Source organism: Haloferax sp. S2CR25 (assembly GCF_031624535.1).
In the GTDB taxonomy this organism is placed as follows: domain Archaea; phylum Halobacteriota; class Halobacteria; order Halobacteriales; family Haloferacaceae; genus Haloferax; species Haloferax massiliensis.
In genome coordinates this window covers 352,796-370,562 of sequence record NZ_JAMQOO010000001.1, presented here as the reverse complement: position 1 = coordinate 370,562, position 17,767 = coordinate 352,796, and the positions used below count along the sequence as shown (strand labels likewise).

The following is a 17,767-nucleotide window of genomic DNA, read 5'->3' as shown; positions in this document are numbered from 1 at the left end:
GCCGGCAGGCTCTCTCGCGAACGTTCAAGTGCGAGTCCGCGGCCACTCACCGACACCCCTATGGCCGTCGCAACTGGACCACAGAGCGTGACCTGGCAGGAGGTGTTCGGCCACCCGGAGGCGTACCCGGAGCAGGCCGACGGAATCGAGACCGCGATACAGACCGCCCGCGACGACGGCTTCGCCGTCGTGGAGGGCGCGTGCGGGACCGGCAAGACGATGCTCGCGCTCACCGCCGGCATCGACCTCGTCCGCGACCCCGACTCCGACTACGAGCGCGTCTTCGTCCTCACGAGCGTCAAGCAACAGCTCCGGCAGTTCGAGGCCGACCTCCGAACCATAAACGAGAACCTCCCGACCGACTGGAAGCCCGTCTCGGGGCTCACGCTCGTCGGCAAGTCCGACGTGTGTCCCTACAGCCGCGAGGGCCGCGGCGGCATCGACGACGCGACCGTCTACGACCGCTGTGAGGCCCTCCGCGACCGGACCCGCGGACTCGTCGGCGACGGCGGGCGGACCAGCGCCGAGGCGCTCGCCAAAGACGCCCGCGAGCAACAGACCGGCCTCCTCGACACCGGCTCGACGACCGCGGGGCCGGACTACCTCGAAACCGCGGGCGACCCGACGCCGTACCCGACGTCGATGCCGGAGTACGAGGACGTGGAGTACTGCCCGTTCTACGCGAACTTCCTCGCGGACCTCCCCGAGGACGGCGACCCAATCGAGGCCGTCCCCTTCGAGTTCGACGAGAAGGGACTCATCGGGACCGAGGACCTCGTCTCGCTGGCCGCGGGCGCGGGGTCGTGTCCCCACTCCGTGATGGGCGCGCTGTTGCCCCACGTCGAGGTCGTCGTCGGCAACTACTACCACGCGTTCGACCCGACGACCGTCGGCACGTTCACCGGCGCGCTCGTCGACGACTCGACGTTCGTCATCTGCGACGAGGCGCACATGCTCGAACCCCGCGTCCGCGACCTCGTCTCCGTCGGCGTCGGCGACCGGACGCTCCGCGACGCCGAAAGCGAGTTCACGCGCGTCATCCAGCCCGTGAAGTTCGACGACGCCGGCAAGTCCACCGTCGACGCCGACCTCGTCCGCGGGGAGCTACAGGAGGCCGACGTGACGCTCCGCGAACTGGAGGAGACCCGGGACTTCATCCGCGACCTCCGCGAGGAGCTCGACCGGCGCGTGACCGCGCACCTCGACCGCGAGTACGTCGGCTGGCGCGCCGACCTCACCGAACTCGACGACGAGGAGCTCCCGCTGCGCGACCCCGAGGACCCCGGCGTCGACGAACTCACCGAGTGGGCCGAGGAGAGCGGCCACGACGAGGGGACGTGGGTCCGCGCCGAGGCGACCGGCTCGGCGGTCGCCCGCATCCTCGACTCGGTGGAGGACGACGACAAGCGCCGGGCCGCGCCCGCGGCGGGGCGGGCGCTTTCGACGTGGGCCTACGCGGACCACGAGAAGCACTTCCGCGAAATCGAGCTCGAACGGACGTGGGACGAGATGGAGCCGCCGGAGTCGTGGCGGCGCGCGTACAACGCCCGGCTGTCGGTCCACAACTGCGTCCCCGGCGAGGCCATCGCCGAGCGCCTCGGCGACTTCGGCGGCGGCGTCCTCATGAGCGCGACGCTCGAACCCATCGACGTGTTCCGGCGCGTGACCGGCCTCGACGCCCTCGCCGACGACGGCCGCCCGGTGGCCGAGCGGACGTTCGGCCTCGGCTTCCCCGAGTCGAACCGCGCGAGCTTCGCCGTCGACGTGCCGAAGTTCACCCACAGCAACCGCGGGCCGCCCGGCGAGGAAAACGAGACGCGGCTCGCGTACACCGACGCCGCCGTCGAGGTGTGCGAGCGGTCGCCGGGGAACGTCCTCGTCGGGATGCCGAACTACGCCGAGGCGGAGTGGATGGCGGGCGCGCTCGAAGCCCGCGTCGACAAGCCCGTGCTCCTCGACGAGTCGTCCGACGACGGGGCCACGGAGCGGCTCAAGCGCGATTTCTTCGGCGGCGAGGGGAAGGTGCTCGTGACGAGCCTCCGCGGCACGCTCACCGAGGGCGTCGACTACAGCGGCGACAAGCTCTCGGCGGCCGTCGTCTGCGGCGTCCCGCTCATCAACACGTCGTCGCCGCGGACCCGCGCGGTGAAGACGGCCTACGACCGCGAGTTCGGGAACGGGTTCGAGACGGCCCTGACCGTCCCCGCGGTCAGAAAGGCGCGACAGGCCATCGGGCGCGTCATCCGCGGCACCGACGAGGTCGGCGTCCGCGTCTTCGTCGACGCCCGGTACGCCCGCGACTCGTGGAACGGCGTCCGCGACTACCTGCCGGAACAGGAGCGCGAGGAGTTCAGACCCGTCAGTCCGGACATGCTCGGCTTCGGTCTCGACCGGTTCTGGTCGTCGGTCGAGTAGTCGCGGGTGGGCCGCGTCGCGGCCGGCGTGCCGAGTGCCAGACGTGTCGTCAGGAGAGCGTCAGCGTTCGTCGTCCCACGCGTCCCGGCAGTCGTCGTCGCAGAAGTGCCGCGCCTGCACAGTGTCGTCTTCGACCCACGTGACGACGCGGTGTGTCGGGTTGTTGGCAATCGGCTCCCCGCACGTCGCGCAGGTCGGGGCGTCTTCTGGGTCTACGTTTGCTTCCAAATCGGACGTGGGATCGACCATCGACACCCAGATGGCGGTCCCGGGCACTTCAACCCGTCTCCGCCGGCAGAAGTCGCCCGACAGCCCGACCGATGCCGCGAAACTGAGGAATCCACACCTGCGCGTCGGTGTTCGCGGCTATGTATCACTCCGTACTCCCACTTGGTGCAACGTTTTGTAACCCACGGATATTGTCAATGACTACCACACTTAGTGAAGGTTATGTAATCACGGTCGCGTTTGTCTACGTGACGGCGAATGTCCGAACTGCCCGCATCTCAGAACTCGGTTGCAGGGACCGCTGACCGCGCCGGCGCGGATACCACCGGGGATTGCCTCCTCCATAGCGTCGTCGTCACCTATCGAGGGAGCCCGGACCAAGTGACCGTCTACCCCCGGCGCGACAGTTGTCGCGACCAGATGGAGGCGTGGCTGACCGCCGACGCCGACGCGTTCGTCTCGCTCGACGAGATGTGCTGAGTCGACGCCGGCCCGGTCGCCGCGAAACCGACGAGCGTCGTCGCCGCCGCGAGCCCCCTCCGACGCCGGGTCGACTCAGCCGACGAACTCGGCGTCGGACAGCGTCTTTTGTACCGCCTCTTCGCCCACTGCCGCCGCCAGCGCTTCGAATCCCTGCCGCTCGGCGCGGTCGCGGGCGTTCGCCACCAGCCGCGAGACGATGAACTCCGGCGTGGACTTGCCGACCGTCCCGAACCGCGGCTGGTAGTCCACGCGCAGTTCCAGCTCGTCGGTCAGCCCCTCGGCGAAGATGCCGTCGATGCGGGCCTCCGGCGGGAGCGGGCTCAGCTCGTCCGCGAGGTGCGTGACGTAGACGCCGAAGGCGTCGCGCTCGACGGTGAGGTTCACCAGTCCGTTGAGCAGGTCGGCCGCGCGACCCGGTTCGGTGATGGCCTCGAACTCGTCGACGAGCATCAGCGTCCGCCCGCCGCCCGAAAGCGGCGGAACGATGGACTTGAGCGTCGATTCGAGCACGCCCGCGTTGAAGCTCGCGTGCCGGCGGTGGAACACGACCGAGTCGAACCGGCCGACGACCGCCGACTCGGCGGGGACGGGAAGCCCCATCGACGCGAGGATGGCGACCTGCGAGAGCGTCTCCAGAAGCGTCGTCTTCCCGCCGCTGTTGGCCCCCGTGAGGACCGACACGCGGTCGCCGACCGGCGGCGTCGGTCCGCCGGCGCACGCGAGTTCGTGGTCGCCGACGGCGTAGGAGACGGGCTGTGGGTCGTCGAGAAAGAGGTTTCGCGCGCCGCAGACCGCCAGCCCGGTCTCGGCGATGTCCGGCGGCGTCAGGTCGTACTCGTTTGCGAACCGCGCGAGCGACAGCGACAGCGCCACCTCGTCGACGGCCTCGACCGCGAGGTCGACGTCGTCGCGGGCGGCCCAGATGCGGTCCCGAAGCTCCTCGGCGACGGTCTCCTCGCGGGCGGCGACGTCGGCTTCGAGGTCCTCGACGAGCGCCCGGAGCGACGCGCTCACGAAGTCGGTCGCGTCGCGGGCGTCCTCGGCGGCGACCGACTCGACCTCGCCGCGCGAGAGGTCGGTCTCCTGTGCGACGTACTGGACGAACGCGGCGCGGAAGTCGTCCAGCGAGCGGACGCCCCGCGACTGGATGGTTTCGAGCACGTCGAACGAGCCGGATTGGAGTTCGTTCGCGGTGTCGAGCCGGCTCCGCAGGCTGTCGAGGCGGTCGTCGGCGCCCGCGGCGACCGAGCCGTCCTTATCGACGTAGCCGAGCGCCCCGAGCGCGTCGCGGAGGGCGTCGGGGTCGGCCTCCGCCAGCGCGTCGAACGGCTCGCCGCGGAGGCCGGCCTCCCGGAGTTCGAGCGCGGCGCGGACGGCGGCGCGCTCGGTCTCGCCGGCCTCGTCGTAGTCGCGGAACGCCTCCTCGACGGCGTCGCGGGCGTCGCCGTCGAGGTCGGCCCACGCCTCCCGCGCCGCGAGGATGCGGTCGAGGCGGTCGCGCCGGGCCCCGACGGTCGGAAGCGGCGTCAACACGCGGATGCGGTCGGCGGCGTGTTCGGTCAGCGCGCGGTCGCTGGCGAGCGACAGCAGGTCGTCGTACACGTCGCGGGCGTCCCGGGTCGCCAGCGCGTCGATGCCGTCCTGCCCGTCGGCCCGGCGGAGGATGCGAACCGCCCGCCCGCGGGTGACGCCGGCGTCGACGAGCGCCCGCACGTCGGCCGACTCGATGGCTGCGACCGCCCCCTCCCTGCCGAGCGCCGATTCGAGTCGGTCCGAGGTCTTCGGGCCGACGCCCCAGTAGTCTTCGAGTCGCATACCGGGGGCGTCTCACCGGGCGCTCTTAGGTCCATCCGTCGGACGGTGCCGCCGCTGTTCGAGGGTGGCCCGCGAAGAAAATTCAGTACGAGGGTGCGCGTTGGTCGGTGTCCGTGCCAGCCGTCTCGTCGGACTGAAGCAGGTGTCGGCCGGGTACCCCCTCCGCGTCGCGGTCGAGGTCCCGGGCCGCACAGACCGCGAGCGCGGTCGTGAGCGTCCGGACGGCGCGCTCGTGGTCGGCGCGGCAGTCCCGGAGGGCCATCGGGCCGATTCCCAGTCGGTTGTACGGTTCGAGGTCGGCGCTCGTGAGCACCCCGCGGTCGCGGTAGTCTGTGGCGATTTCCACGAGCAGCGAGTGGACGTGGATGAGCTCGTTTTTCTTCATGAGTTGCACGTATGTGCTCATCGGGGGTAAATGGCGCGGTGAAGCGTGTTTTTGGTCTTGTATCTGCATCGGGGAGAAATGAATGTACGAGCCGGGGATACGAACGAAACACCCGTCGCTCGTCGGGCGATTTCGCGGAAAGGGAGTTGGGGTTTGGGCAGGGACACGTCCCCAGGGCGGAGAGAGAGGGGGTGGGTTGTCGATTCCACCGTGGGGCCGTGCGGGCACGACGAGTGACCCGGGCAGGTCACTGTGGCCGTATAGTGGAATGGAACGGTCAGTAGTAATTCACGGCCCTACGTGGTTAGGTCCGACTCGGGGCGACCGAGAAACGCACAAGTCGGTGGGGGTTAGAGTCGGGGTATGCACGCACGACGGGACGCCGATTCGCGGGGGGGTCGAGAGGGATGACCGACGGGTCTCGGCGGTCGGTCGGCGAGCCGTCGGCGACCGAGCGCGAACTGCGCCAGCGGCTCGACATCCTCGCGACGTTCAACGAGGTCGTCGCTGACGTGAACGAGATAATCGTCGACGCCGCCGAGCGCGAGGACATCGAGCGGCAGGTCTGCGAGCGACTCGTCCAGACCGGCGAACTCCGGTTCGCGTGGGTCGGCGTCGTCGACGAGACGACGGGCGACGTGGAGCCGACCGCGTGGGCCGGCGTCGAAGACGGCTACCTCGACGAGATAGACGTGTCGGTGTCGGCGGAGCGCCCCGAGGGAGGCGGCCCCGTCGGCCGGGCGGTCCGGTCGAACGCGGTGCAGGCGACCCAGAGCGTCGCCGACGACCCGGCGTTCGGGGCGTTCCGGGGACCGGCGCTCGAACGCGGCTACCGCTCTGCGGCGTCGGTCCCGCTCGTCTACGACGACGCGCGCTACGGCGTGCTCACGATGTACGCCGAGCACGAGCGGGCGTTCACCGCCGAGCTCGCCGAGCCGATTTCGAACCTCGGCCACGCCGTCGCCCACGGCATCGACACCCGCGTCCGCCGGGAGCGCGAGCGCGAACTCGAACGCCGCGAGCAGGCGTTTTCGCGCATCGTCGAGAACATCGAGGAGTACGCGCTGTTCCGGCTCGACGCCTCGGGGCGCGTCGAGAGCTGGAACCGCGGCGCGGCGGCCATCAAGGGCTACGACACGGAGGAGATACTCGGGGAGCACATCGAGACGTTCTACACCGACGAAGACGCCGAAGCCGGCCTGCCGGAGCGCCTCCTCGACCGGGCGCGGACCGAGGGCCGGGTCGAAAACGAGGGGTGGCGGGTCCGAGCCGACGGCACCCGCTTTTGGGCGTCTGTCACCATCACCGCCCTGACCGACGACGCCGGCGAGGTCATCGGCTTCGCCAAGGTGACCCGCGACATGACCGACCGGAAGCGCCGCGAGCGGCAACTGGACGCGGTGTTCAACAGCACCTTCCAGCACATCGGGCTGGTCGACCCCGACGGGACGGTCCTCCGGGTGAACGACGCCGCGCTCGACCTCGTCGACGCCGACCGCGACGACATCGTCGGGCTTCGAGCGTGGGAGACGCCGTGGTGGCGCGGCCACGACGAGCGCGTCGCCGACCTCCGGGCGGACCTCGACCGCGCGGCCGACGGGGAGTTCGTCCGCCACGAGGTCGAAATCGACCGCGATAACACCGGCCGGCCGGTCGTCGTCGATTTCTCCGTCACGCCGGTCCACGACGACGAGGGCGAGGTGTCGTTTCTGGTCCTCGAAGGCCACGACATCACCGCCCGCAAGGAGCGAGAGCGTGCGCTCCGCCGCGAACAGGAGCGACTGGAGTTCGTGAACCGCATCATCCGCCACAACCTCCTCAACGGGCTGAACGTGGTCGGCGCGCGGGCGGACATCGTCGAGGACTTCGTGGACGACGCGGGGCTGACCCACCTCGAAACGATACAGGGTCGCGTCCGCGAGATGACCGAACTCGTCGGGACGATGCGGACGTTCATGAAGGTCATCGTCGAGCGCGAGTCCCACGAGTTCCGCCCGCGGCGAATCGACGAGGCGGTCGACCACGGCGTGGAGTCGCTCCGGCGGGAGTCCGACGCCGCGAGCGTCACGGTCGGGCGACTGCCGGCCATCTCGGTCGTCGCCGACGACCTGCTGGACGAGGTCGTCGAGCACCTGCTGAAAAACGCCGTCCAGCACAACGACAAGCCGAACCCCGCGGTCGAAGTCGAGGTTGCCGCCGGCGACGACGTGGTCGAACTCCGCGTCTCCGACAACGGGCCGGGCGTCCCCGACGAGGAGAAACACCGCATCGTCGACCAGCGCATCGAGGACCTGTCGAACCCGGGCAACGGCTTCGGCCTGTTTCTGGTCCGGGAAATCGTCGAGAGCTACGGCGGGGCGGTCGGAATCGAGGACAACGACCGCGGCGGGGCCACGTTCGTCGTCACGCTCCCGCGAGCGTGAGTTCGGCCCGCGTTCACCCCGCCTTCGGCGGCGGAGACCGACCGTCGGAGACCGGCGATTCGGGTCGCCGTACCGCCTAAATTCCACCTTCTGCGATGGGCAGATATATTACTGTTCGCCGTTACTGTGTGCTCGATACGATGGTCACCGAACGCTCGGCGCGCGAGAGCCCCGACCAGCGGGCCGCCGAGCAGGTCGTCCTCGTGGTCGACGACGACGAGGACCTCGCGGACACCTGCCGGTACTGGCTCGACGGCGAGCGGTTCGCCGTCGAGACCGCATACGGCGGAGAAGAAGCCCTCCGCCGGCTCGACGACACAGTCGACGTCGTCCTCCTCGACCGCCGGATGCCGAACGTCACGGGAGACGACGTGCTCGAAGAGATTCGCGAGCGCGGCCTCGACTGCCGCGTGGCGATGATGACCGCGGTCGAGCCCGACACCGACATCGTCGACATGCCGTTCGACGCCTACCTCGTCAAACCCGTCTCCGAGTCGGAGGTCAAAGAGACGGTCGAGGAACTGCTCGTACGGTCGGGGTTCGAGTCCGAGGTCCGCGAGTACTTCGCGCTCGAATCCACCGAGGCGGCGCTCGACAGCCGCGACGTGGAGGAGCTCCGCGAGCCGGAGGCGCTGTCCGACCTGCGCAGCCGCTTGGAGGCGGTGCGGGCCGAACACGAGGCGGCGATTCGAAACCGCGAGGCGCAGCTCGACCGCCTGAACCGGACCAACGAGCTCCTCCGCGACGTCGACCGGGCGCTCATCGACGCGCGCACCCGCGACGAAATCGAACAGACCGTCTGCGACGCGGTCGCGAGCGCCCACGAGGCCGCGTTCGTCCTCAGGCGCACCGCCGCGGGGTCGCTCCGGTGTACCGCGGCGGCGGGCCACGGCCTCGACCCCTCGGGCGTCGACCTCGCGTTCGTCGACGAGGCGTTCGGCATCGACGGGACGGTCGAAGACGGCTTCGTCTTCGAGGACGTCTCGGAGGCGCACCGCGCGGCCGTCTTCGGCGAGGACGCCGCCGACCTCGGCGCGGTGTCGGCGCTCTGTGTCGCCATCGGCTACCGCGAGACGATGTACGGCGCGCTCGTCGTCTACGACGAGACCGACGGCTTCGACGACGAGGCCGCCGCGCTGTTTTCAGACCTCGGAGCGACCGTCGGCAACGGCATCAACGCGACCCAGAGCAAACAGCTTCTCAACGGCGACAGCGTCGTCGAACTGGAGTTTCAGCTCGGCTGCGACGCCGGCGTGCTCGCCCGGCTCTCGGCGGCGCTCGACTGCCGGTTTTCGCTCGACGGCGTGACCGGCCTCGACGACGGCCTCACCTGTTTCGTCAGCGTCGCGGGCGCGTCGGGGAGCGACGTGGTCGCGGCCGCAATCGAGTCCGACGACGTCTCGCAGGCCCGCGTCGTCTCCGACGGCGACGAGGAGTCCGTCGTCGAACTCCGCACCGACGCCGAGACGGTACTTTCGACCGCCATCGACCACGGCGCGAGCGTGGAGCGGTTGACGCTCTCGGAGGGCAGCGGGAGTCTCGCGCTCCACGTCGCGGCCGACGCCGACCACGGCGCGCTCGTAGAGGCGGTGACGACGGCCGCACCGGGCGTCTCCGTCGTCGCAAAGCGCGAGGTCGAGCGGTCCGTCCAGTCGCCGGACTCCTTCCGGCGGGCGCTCGACTCGAAGCTGACCGACCGACAGCGGACGGTCCTCGAAACGTCGCTCGTCTCCGGCTACTTCGAGTGGCCCCGCGGGAGCACGGCCGAGGAAGTCGCCGACTCGCTCGGCATCTCACCGCCGACGCTCCACGAGCATCTCCGGACGGCGGAGCGGAAGCTCATCGAGACGTATTTCGACGAGCTGAATCCGGCACCGGCGAACGATTAGCGGCCGGGAGCTACGGGCAAGAGAGGCGTTTATTCGAGTTTTGCTCCGGGCGCGTCGCCGACGAGTCGAGCGGCGGCGTCGAAGACGTCACGTTTGGTGACCGGCTTCGTGAGCACGTCGTCCACGGGGAGGGCGGCCAGTTCGTCGCCGGGCGAGGCGCTGAGCATGACGACATCGAACGACGACGGGTCGACTCGGCGGCGGAGTTCTTCGAGGACGGACTCGCCGGAGAGACCGGGGAGGTTGCGGTCGAGGAAGACGAGGTCGACGTCGTCGTCGAACGCCTGGAGGGCCTCGTGTCCGGAGTAGGCGACCCGGACGCGGTAGCGGCGTTCGAGCCACAGCGCGAGGCTGTCGGCGAGGGCGGCCTCGTCGTCGACGAGGAGGACGGTCGGCGCGTCGGGTGTGTGAGATTGTGTCATGTCTCGGACCGTGGCTACGTCGGCGTCGCGGGCGTGGTCGTTCGAACTCGGATGCGGTTGGAGGTCGGCCGCCGGTCGGGAGCGTCGTTCACGCGTCGTTCATGCGCTGGGACTGCGTGTTCCCGCAGCGCGTACAGCGCGTGACGCGGTACGGCTCGCGGGAGAACTCGCGGTTCTCGCGTTTCCGGCTCTCGGTCTTGATTTCGATGGAGACGTCGTGAGGCGTCCGCGACTCACACGACGGGCACTCTTCGACGAACTCGTTGTTTCGGGGACTGCTTTTACTCTTCGACATAGAGTGGTCGTGGCAGTAGCTACGGACTGTGTGCCGTTGAATACGGAACCTAATTGATTTGGGACGCGGACAAATCGAGAGGCGGCGGCCGCTCGTCGGCCGAGGGGACTCACTCCGCGGGGACGATCTTCTCGTCGTACTTGTCGCGGAACTCTTGGATGAGCGTGCCCATCTGGGCGTACCAGTCGTTGAGCATGCGCTGCATGTCGTCTGCGACCTCGTTGGGGTCGGTCGGGTGGTAGACGTGGTAGTAGCCGCCGTGTTCGTAGTTCACCTGTTCCTTCTGGATGAGCCCCGCCTGCAGCAGGCGCTGGATGGAGCGGTAGGCGGTCGAGCGCTCCCGTTCGACCGCTTCGGCGACCTCGTCGACGGTCAGGTGTTCGTCGGTCTCGACGAGCACCTCGAAACACCGTCGGTCGAGTTGCTTCAGTCCGTGGAGACACTCAAGGAGCCCCTCGCACTCCATGTCCGATTGCAGGTATTCGACCATCGAGCTAGCCATTATCGGTTCGGGCTACGTGGTCAGCCCTCAAAAGGGTTTGTATGCTTTGCACAACACCGAGTGAGAAACGACCGCTCGGTGTCGCGGATTCGCGTTCGATGCGAGTGCGGTTCGCGTGCGAGCCGTCGCCCTCAGTCGGCGGTCGAACTCCCGGCCGCCGAGGGGGCTCGCATGGACTTGACGGCGCTGTAGAGCACCGCGCCGGAGACCATGAGCGCCGACCCGAGGATGAGCGCGAGGCTGACGTAGTCGAGGACGCCCATGCCGAGGTAGTTCCCGGCCTGCCGCACGGCGACCGCGAGCGCGCCGAGGAGCAGCATCAGGCCGAAGTAAATCTTGATCTCGTCCTCGTCGACGATGGAGGTCGCGGCGGAGCCGACGCGCGCGCCGAGCGCCGACCCGGCGAGCAGCGGCGCGACGATAGAGAGGTCGACGCCGCCGGACTGCGCGTAGAGGAACGAGCCGATGCCGCCCGAGAACATGATTTCGAACAGGTCGGTCCCGACCGCGATGGGCACCGGGACGCCGATGAGGTAGAACAGCGCGGGCATGCGGATGAAGCCGCCGCCGACGCCGAGGAACCCCGAGAGGAGCCCCGTGGCGAACGCGACGAGCAGAATCATCCACAGCGAGACCTTGACGCCGCCGCGGAGGGTTATCATCGGCGGCAGCGAGTAGCCTTGAATCTTCTTCGCCAGCTCGGGGATGTCGTCGGCGTCGATGTCGGCGTCGCCGTCCACGTCGTGGCTGACGCCGCCGCCGTTTCCGCCCTTCAGCGCCTCGTAGGTGACGAACAGCCCGATACCGCCGAGAAGCAGCACGTACGTGACGCTGATGATGTTACCGGCGAGTCCGAGTTCTTCGAGGTAGAGGACGATTTCCTTCCCGACTTCGAGGCCGACCGTGGTCCCGATAATCATCGAAATACCGAGTTTGTAGTCGACCTGTCCGAGGTCGCGGTGCTTCAGCGTCGCGATGACGGAGGTCCCGAAGACGAACGCGAGGCCGGAGCCGACGGCCACGCGCGAGGGATAGCCCATGACGAGGAGCGCGGGCGTCACGAGGAACGACCCGCCCATGCCGAAGAAGCCGAACAGGATGCCGATGAGGACGCCGAACGCGACGAAGAGCGCCAGCATCCCTGCCGACATTCCGAGTAGCTCGAACACGCTCACTCACCACCGATGGCCTTCCGCACGGACGGCCCCACCGCGGCGGTCAGCGCGCCGTAGCCGACGTACAGCACCATCGCCTCGACGAGAACGATGCCGACGAGCGCGGCCGCCTGCGCGTTCCCGCTCAACGTCTCGATTCCGAACATCTTACCAGCACCCCTCGGGGTTCTCGGTGTATATTGTACGAATCATACTTTCTTGTACAACGCTGGCTAACCGGAGTGAGGATATAACGCTTTTGGGAATACTGTACAAGACCACATAGCTATTGCATACTCGTAAGTTATAGAATGGGCATAAGAATACCGCTCAACCGAGGTATATTTTGTATCAAGGGGCGTTACGAACATATTTCTCCGCTATCTACGACAAGGTAGTTGTTTGCTTATTGTGCAAGACTATATCGAAGCATATCTCATTAGAGAAATCGCGGTCGAGGGGGACTCACGGCGGCGTTCGCGGCGTCCCACGGTGACCACCGAACGGCCCGCTCTCGACGGAAGCGAGCGCCGGCGCTCGACGACGCGCACGAGCCGTCGGCCGGCGTCGGCAGATCGGCGGCAGGAGTCGAGAACTCCGTCGCCGTCGCTCTGCGGCCGAGAGACGCGAAAAGAACGAAGTTGATTACGCCAGCGAGGCGGCTCAGTCGGCGGAGGTGCCGGTCGCGGCGCTGTCGGCGCGGCGGGCGCGCCAGAGCCCCTGCAGGTACGCGCCGACGAACATCCCGCCGATGGCGATGAGGATGGGGTAGTTGCCGACGCCGAGGCTGGCGTAGGCCGCGCCGGGACAGATGCCGGAGATACCCCAGCCGGCACCGAAGACGACCCCGCCGACGACGACGTTCCTGTCGAACGACTTCAGGCGGCGGCCGTAGTCGCGCCCGGTGATGGGCGCGCGGTCGCCGAACGCCTCGGCGAGCGCGAAGACGGTGCCGGTGACGACGGCTGCCCCGCCCATCACGAAGACGAGGCCGAAGTCGTCGAACTGGAGGAAGTCGAGGACGACCTCCGGGCGGGCCATGTTGCTGACGGCGAGGCCGAACCCGAATATCAGGCCGCCAGCGACGACGACCAGCATGAACCCGAGTCCGCGTTCGTCGTCGCTCACGGCGACACCCCCAGCGCGCTCAGGAGCTGTGCGACCCCGATGGCGACGAGCATGAAGGTGGCGACGTTGACGAGCGAGGTCCGCGAGCGCGAGCCGACGCCGCAGACCCCGTGGCCGGACGTACAGCCCTTCCCGATGCGGGTGCCGACGCCGACGAGCACGCCGCCGACGGCGAAGCGCCACGCTTGCACGTCGGAGACCCACCAGCCGTCGCCGAACAGGACGGTGTACAGCGCGGCCCCGGCGACGATGCTCAGGGTGAACACGACCCGCCAGTCCCGCGAGGCGACGTACTTCGCCTTGTTGAACCGCGGGAGGTCGGAGACGTACGACAGCGTCGATTCGAGGAAGGTGCTCGCGCCGGCGATGATGCCCGTCCCGAGGTAGATGACGGCGGTCCCGAGGCCGATGAGGAGGCCGCCGAGCGCGTAGTGCGCGATGCCGTTCGGGAAGAGCCCGTCGACGAGGAGCGGCGTCAGACCCGACATTTAGTTCGTCAGGGCTTCGTTGCTGGCCGCGCAGTTGTTCGGCCCGAGTTCGAGCTCGAAGGCGCGGTCGTCGTCCGACTCCTGCACGCCGAGGTTCGTCTCGATGATGTCGACGTAGTTGGCCGGCCGCGGCGGCATATCGGAGAGGATGAACTCAACGAACTCGTCTCTGGGCATCGACAGTGCGTCCATCGTGTCCTTCAGTTCCCCGAGCGTGGCGGTGTAACTGCCGTCGTCGGCGGGGATTGCCGCGTCGCTGAAGTGCGCGGAGGCCACGATGGCGTCGTCGTCGTGCGAGAGGACGCGCTCCTGCAGGGAATCGTAGAGCATCCCGGCCGCGTCGGGTGCGCCCTCGTCCCCGTCTTCGAGGTCGGGGCGGGCGACCGACTCGATGAACAGGCCGTCGCCCGTGAACAGCACGTTGTCGACCTTGTAGGTCGTCATGCCGGTCGTGTGGCCGGGCGTGTGGACGGCCTCGATGGCGGCGTCGCCGACGGTGAGTGACTCGCCGTCCGCGATGGTCTCGTAGGGCGTGTCGTAGTCGACGCCGCGGTCTTCGGCGGCCTCGGGGATGACGCCCGTGACGCCGTAGTCTTCGACCAGCGTGCGGACCCCGCTGATGTGGTCGGCGTGGATGTGCGTGTCGATGGCGTACTTCAGCTCCGCGCCGAGCGCCTTCGCGTCGGCGACGTACTCGTCGGCGAAGTAGCGAAGCGGGTCGACGACGGCGGCCTCGTCGCCGTCGACGACGAGGTACGCCAGACAGCCGCTGGAGGGGCGCTGGTACTGCGCGACGAGCGCGTCGCCGTCGGTCTCCAGTTCGGTGTACTCGTAGATGCTCGCCCAGCCGTTCATGCCGCGTTCGAGCGCCACGGCGTCGTAGCCCTCCTGGATGAGCAACCCGGCGACGTACTCCGAGGAGTGGCCCTTCGCACAGAGGACGACGAACTCCTCGTCCTCGGGCAGGTCCTCGAACAGCGACTCGTCGAGCTCCTCGTCGAGGAACTCGAAATAGGGGATGTTGACGTGCGAGACGTTCTCGCCGTCGATGCGCCAGTCCTCGTGTTCCGACGGCACGCGGTTGTCGAGGATGGTCAGCGCCTCGCCCTCGTCGATGCGGGCTTTCAGCGCCTCGGGTTCGATGACTGGCACGTCGACTTCGAGTTCCGGCAGGTCTGGAACGGTCATGTATGCATCACCCACTATCGGGTGGTTCGACTTAAGCTTTCGGATGGTAGTTTGGATTTTATGCAATATTCCCTCCGTGGACATCGACCGAAACTAGTGCGATTTCGCACCTACGCGAGCACACAATGGCTCTCTAACCCGTTAAGTGCCGATTTGACGCCCTTCAACCCGTTCGATAAGGTATTGTGGTGTCTCCCCAAGAACCGACACACTTTTACGAAGCACCCTTATATTGTGGAATACACCCAACACAGGTGACCTCGAAAATGAGTACATACGAACCCACCGAGACCCTCGACGTGAAAGGACTGTCCTGCCCGATGCCCGTCGTCAAGACCCGCGGCGCGGTCGACGAGCTCGAATCCGGCGAGATTCTGCAGGTCGTCGCGACCGACTCCGGCAGTATGAGCGACCTGAAGGGCTGGGCCGACGCCACCGACGGCGTCGCCATGCTCGAACAGGAAGAGGCCGAGGAAGACGGCGACGCGGTCTTCCGCCACTTCATCCAGAAGGAATGAGCTCGGACGCCGACGCGCCCGTCGACGCGGGAGCCGACTCCGTCGAAGACCTCCGTGCGCAGGTCCAAGCCCTGCAGGAGGAGGTCTCCGACCTCCGGGAGGCGACCGACGACGACGGACAGAAGTCGATGACCATCATCGCGACCAAAGGCACCCTCGACATGGCGTACCCGCCGCTCATCCTCGCCAGCACGGCGGCCGCCTTCGGCTGGGACGTCGTGGTCTTCCACACGTTCTGGGGACTCGACATCCTCCACGAGGAGAAGTCGAAGAACCTGAAGCTCAGCGCGGTCGGCAACCCGAGCATGCCGATGCCGAACGCCGTCGCCGCACTGCCCTTCATGGACAACGTCGCCACGAGCATGATGGAAAAGAAAATCAAGGAAAACGGGACGGCGACCATCGAGGAACTCATCGAGACCTCCCTCGACATGGGCGTCGACCTCCAGGCCTGCCAGATGACCATCGAACTGATGGGCTACGACGAAGCCGAGTTCTACGACGGCGTCACCACCGGAGTCGGCGCGGCGACGGCCCTCCAGCACATGGCCGACGCCGACGTGCAACTCATGATTTAGGCCGGGTCGTCGTCTCCACCAGTAATCCAATCCCCCTACTTCCCCACCCCAACATCAGCCACACCACTCCACCCAACTCCACCTCACCCGACACCACCCCTGCGGTTCCCCTTTTCACTTTCTTCGGACGCGACGAGCGCGGTCGCTGTCGCCCGCTCGGCGCGTGAGTCCAGAAAAATTCGAGCCCGACGAGCGCGCCGTCCGCCCGCTTCAGACGTTCCAGCCGTCGCCGAACGACTCGAAGCGGGCGAGGTCGTGACCGAAGAGCACGTCGCCGCCGGTCCGGCGTTCGAGTTCCTTCACTTTCTGGAGGCTGTCGAACCAGTCGCGCTCGCTCCAGAGCAGGCCGGGGCCGAGCGGCACCTCGTCGGTGTAGTTGCCCTCCACGTAGCACTCGTCGCCCGCGACGAGCACGTCGCCGGCTGGCGTCTCGATGTGCGCGCCCAGCACGCCGGGCGTGTGGCCCGGCAGGTGAACGAGCCGGAAGCCGTCGAACAGCGTGTGTTCGTCGCCGTGGACGACGTTCCAGTTCAGGTCGCGGTCGAAGTCCGAGGCGAGGTACGCGATGGAGCCCTCGGTCGTCTTCGCCGAGTAGTACGCGAACTTCAGTTCCTCCTCGTGGACGTATATCGGGACGTCCGTCCCGGCGAACTCGGCGAGACCCCCCGCGTGGTCGAGGTGCAGGTGGCTCATCACCACGGCGTCGATGTCGGCGAGGTCGTAGCCGACCGAATCGAGGTCGCCTTCGAGCGTGTGGTCCGCGGCGTCGACGTACTCGAACGCCTCGTACAGCGGGGCGGGCCAGTAGCCGTCGCCCGCTTCGGGGTTCGCTCCGGTATCCCACAGCACCGTCCGGTCGGGGCCGTCGACGACGGCGTTCCAGACGACGAACTCGGCCGTTTCGTGGTCGGGGCTCCGGTTCGACGCGCTCCCCATGGTGTACCCGTCGAGTACGTAACCCATATCCGTGAGAACGCGACCCCGGTCGACCAGGTGGACGCTGATGTCACCCATACCCCGGGGTTCGGACGGAGCGACCATAACCGTTCAGGCGGCCAATACATCTCCGTCGAGCGCAAAACGGGAGTCGGTCGGGGCGGGGAAAACGACTACTCGCCGGGGCCGACTTCCTCGAACGGCTGGACGATGACGAAGCCGTCGTCGCCCGCGAATTCGAGCTGGTAGGACTCGCCCGACGAGCGGCCGAGCAGACCTTTGATGTTGATGTCGCGGTTCGACGACGGCGAGACGTTGCCGCTCCAGGCGACGGTCGCGTTGGGGTCGGTCTTGGCCGGCGTCTGGAGGACGACCGGCTCGCCGTGGGTCGTGATGGCGACGTGGCCGGGACCTTCGAGGAAGACGTTGAACAGGCCGCCCGAGGAGGTTCCGGCGATGCTCGTCAGCATCTTGATGTCCCAGTTCACGCTCGACTCGAACGCGAGCACGTCGTTGCCGTTGACGCTCAGTTCCTCGCCCGCGTCGAGTTCGAGAATCTGGACCTCCTTGGCCTGGTCCGCGAGGTAGAGGTGACCGGTGCCGGTCGCCTGCATCATGACGTCGCCCTCGCCCGTGGCCTTCTTCTTGAGCATCCCCGTCAGGCCGCCGGCGGACTTGCGCTCGAAGGAGATGTCGCCGGTGTAGCCGACCATCGACCCGGCTTTCGCCATTACCTCCCCGTCGAGGGCCACGTCGAGGAGTTTCGAGTTTTCGAGTTCGAAGGATTCGCCGCCTTCGGACGGTGCGTGCGTGCTGACGAATTCGTCTAGATCCATTGGAGTCACCGAGTCGCAGCGGAGACGACTCTACCGGAGAGGCGACTGTCAGGGATATAGTTCTATTTGCCGCGAAAAACCGGA

19 protein-coding genes are annotated in these 17,767 nt (G+C 67.7%); 6 read left to right on the top strand and 13 right to left on the bottom strand.

Going from position 1 to position 17,767, the window contains the following annotated elements:
- Nucleotides 1–60 precede the first annotated feature (60 nt).
- A complete protein-coding gene (locus tag NDI65_RS01865) occupies nt 61–2,415 on the top strand; it encodes an ATP-dependent DNA helicase (protein ID WP_310893295.1) in 2,355 nt (784 codons plus the stop codon).
- Nucleotides 2,416–2,475: 60 nt separating this feature from the next.
- On the opposite strand, the gene NDI65_RS01860 is transcribed toward NDI65_RS01865, so the two are convergent.
- On the bottom strand, nt 2,476–2,664 hold the full coding sequence (locus tag NDI65_RS01860) for a hypothetical protein (RefSeq protein ID WP_089779878.1): 189 nt from the start codon (nt 2,662–2,664) through the stop codon (nt 2,476–2,478).
- 237 nt (nt 2,665–2,901) lie between these two features.
- Between NDI65_RS01860 and NDI65_RS01855 the strand changes: the two genes are divergently transcribed.
- Complete coding sequence (locus tag NDI65_RS01855) at nt 2,902–3,123, top strand: hypothetical protein (protein WP_089778097.1); 222 nt, start codon at nt 2,902–2,904, stop codon at nt 3,121–3,123.
- A gap of 75 nt (nt 3,124–3,198) precedes the next feature.
- Here NDI65_RS01855 and NDI65_RS01850 read toward each other — a convergent pair whose 3' ends face one another.
- A complete protein-coding gene (locus tag NDI65_RS01850; RefSeq protein ID WP_089778095.1) occupies nt 3,199–4,941 on the bottom strand; it encodes a DNA mismatch repair protein in 1,743 nt (580 codons plus the stop codon).
- Nucleotides 4,942–5,023: 82 nt separating this feature from the next.
- Nucleotides 5,024–5,326: a UPF0058 family protein gene (locus NDI65_RS01845; protein WP_089778093.1), complete on the bottom strand. Its 303-nt coding sequence runs from the start codon at nt 5,324–5,326 to the stop codon at nt 5,024–5,026.
- Nucleotides 5,327–5,733: 407 nt separating this feature from the next.
- Here NDI65_RS01845 and NDI65_RS01840 point away from each other — a divergent pair, with 407 nt between their 5' ends.
- Both NDI65_RS01840 and NDI65_RS01835 read left to right on the top strand, forming a co-directional pair.
- Entirely contained in the window at nt 5,734–7,749 is a 2,016-nt protein-coding gene (locus NDI65_RS01840; RefSeq protein ID WP_310893292.1) for a PAS domain S-box protein, read from the top strand.
- Nucleotides 7,750–7,889: 140 nt separating this feature from the next.
- The gene (locus tag NDI65_RS01835; RefSeq protein ID WP_089778089.1) at nt 7,890–9,638 is read left to right on the top strand and encodes a bacterio-opsin activator domain-containing protein; all 1,749 of its coding nucleotides are present in this window, start codon (nt 7,890–7,892) and stop codon (nt 9,636–9,638) included.
- A 29-nt stretch (nt 9,639–9,667) separates the two neighbouring features.
- Here NDI65_RS01835 and NDI65_RS01830 read toward each other — a convergent pair whose 3' ends face one another.
- From NDI65_RS01830 to NDI65_RS01795, 8 genes are all read right to left on the bottom strand, one after another.
- Entirely contained in the window at nt 9,668–10,060 is a 393-nt protein-coding gene (locus tag NDI65_RS01830) for a response regulator (protein WP_089778087.1), read from the bottom strand.
- 88 nt (nt 10,061–10,148) lie between these two features.
- Nucleotides 10,149–10,355 carry a hypothetical protein gene (locus NDI65_RS01825; protein ID WP_089778085.1) on the bottom strand — a complete coding sequence of 69 codons (207 nt, stop codon included), beginning with the start codon at nt 10,353–10,355 and terminating at the stop codon, nt 10,149–10,151.
- A 109-nt stretch (nt 10,356–10,464) separates the two neighbouring features.
- The gene (locus NDI65_RS01820) at nt 10,465–10,845 is read right to left on the bottom strand and encodes a helix-turn-helix domain-containing protein (protein ID WP_004977164.1); all 381 of its coding nucleotides are present in this window, start codon (nt 10,843–10,845) and stop codon (nt 10,465–10,467) included.
- 143 nt (nt 10,846–10,988) lie between these two features.
- On the bottom strand, nt 10,989–12,008 hold the full coding sequence (locus NDI65_RS01815; protein ID WP_089779876.1) for a sulfite exporter TauE/SafE family protein: 1,020 nt from the start codon (nt 12,006–12,008) through the stop codon (nt 10,989–10,991).
- Between the two features lie 20 nt (nt 12,009–12,028).
- Nucleotides 12,029–12,178: a hypothetical protein gene (locus tag NDI65_RS01810; protein ID WP_167344116.1), complete on the bottom strand. Its 150-nt coding sequence runs from the start codon at nt 12,176–12,178 to the stop codon at nt 12,029–12,031.
- A gap of 496 nt (nt 12,179–12,674) precedes the next feature.
- Nucleotides 12,675–13,139: a DUF6691 family protein gene (locus NDI65_RS01805; RefSeq protein WP_089778083.1), complete on the bottom strand. Its 465-nt coding sequence runs from the start codon at nt 13,137–13,139 to the stop codon at nt 12,675–12,677.
- Entirely contained in the window at nt 13,136–13,627 is a 492-nt protein-coding gene (locus NDI65_RS01800; protein WP_089778081.1) for a YeeE/YedE thiosulfate transporter family protein, read from the bottom strand. Before NDI65_RS01800 ends, NDI65_RS01805 begins: the two co-directional genes overlap by 4 nt.
- Nucleotides 13,628–14,815 carry an MBL fold metallo-hydrolase gene (locus tag NDI65_RS01795; RefSeq protein ID WP_310893289.1) on the bottom strand — a complete coding sequence of 396 codons (1,188 nt, stop codon included), beginning with the start codon at nt 14,813–14,815 and terminating at the stop codon, nt 13,628–13,630.
- Between the two features lie 266 nt (nt 14,816–15,081).
- Between NDI65_RS01795 and NDI65_RS01790 the strand changes: the two genes are divergently transcribed.
- Nucleotides 15,082–15,333: a sulfurtransferase TusA family protein gene (locus NDI65_RS01790; RefSeq protein ID WP_049920402.1), complete on the top strand. Its 252-nt coding sequence runs from the start codon at nt 15,082–15,084 to the stop codon at nt 15,331–15,333.
- Nucleotides 15,330–15,911, top strand: coding sequence for a DsrE/DsrF/DrsH-like family protein (locus tag NDI65_RS01785; RefSeq protein WP_004968143.1), 582 nt, complete (start codon nt 15,330–15,332; stop codon nt 15,909–15,911). Before NDI65_RS01790 ends, NDI65_RS01785 begins: the two co-directional genes overlap by 4 nt.
- Nucleotides 15,912–16,121: 210 nt before the next feature.
- Here the strand turns inward: NDI65_RS01785 and NDI65_RS01780 are convergent, their stop codons facing one another.
- Nucleotides 16,122–16,925 carry an N-acyl homoserine lactonase family protein gene (locus tag NDI65_RS01780; protein ID WP_089778077.1) on the bottom strand — a complete coding sequence of 268 codons (804 nt, stop codon included), beginning with the start codon at nt 16,923–16,925 and terminating at the stop codon, nt 16,122–16,124.
- Nucleotides 16,926–17,020: 95 nt separating this feature from the next.
- Entirely contained in the window at nt 17,021–17,683 is a 663-nt protein-coding gene (locus tag NDI65_RS01775; RefSeq protein ID WP_089778075.1) for an AIM24 family protein, read from the bottom strand.
- Between the last annotated feature and the right edge of the window lie 84 nt (nt 17,684–17,767).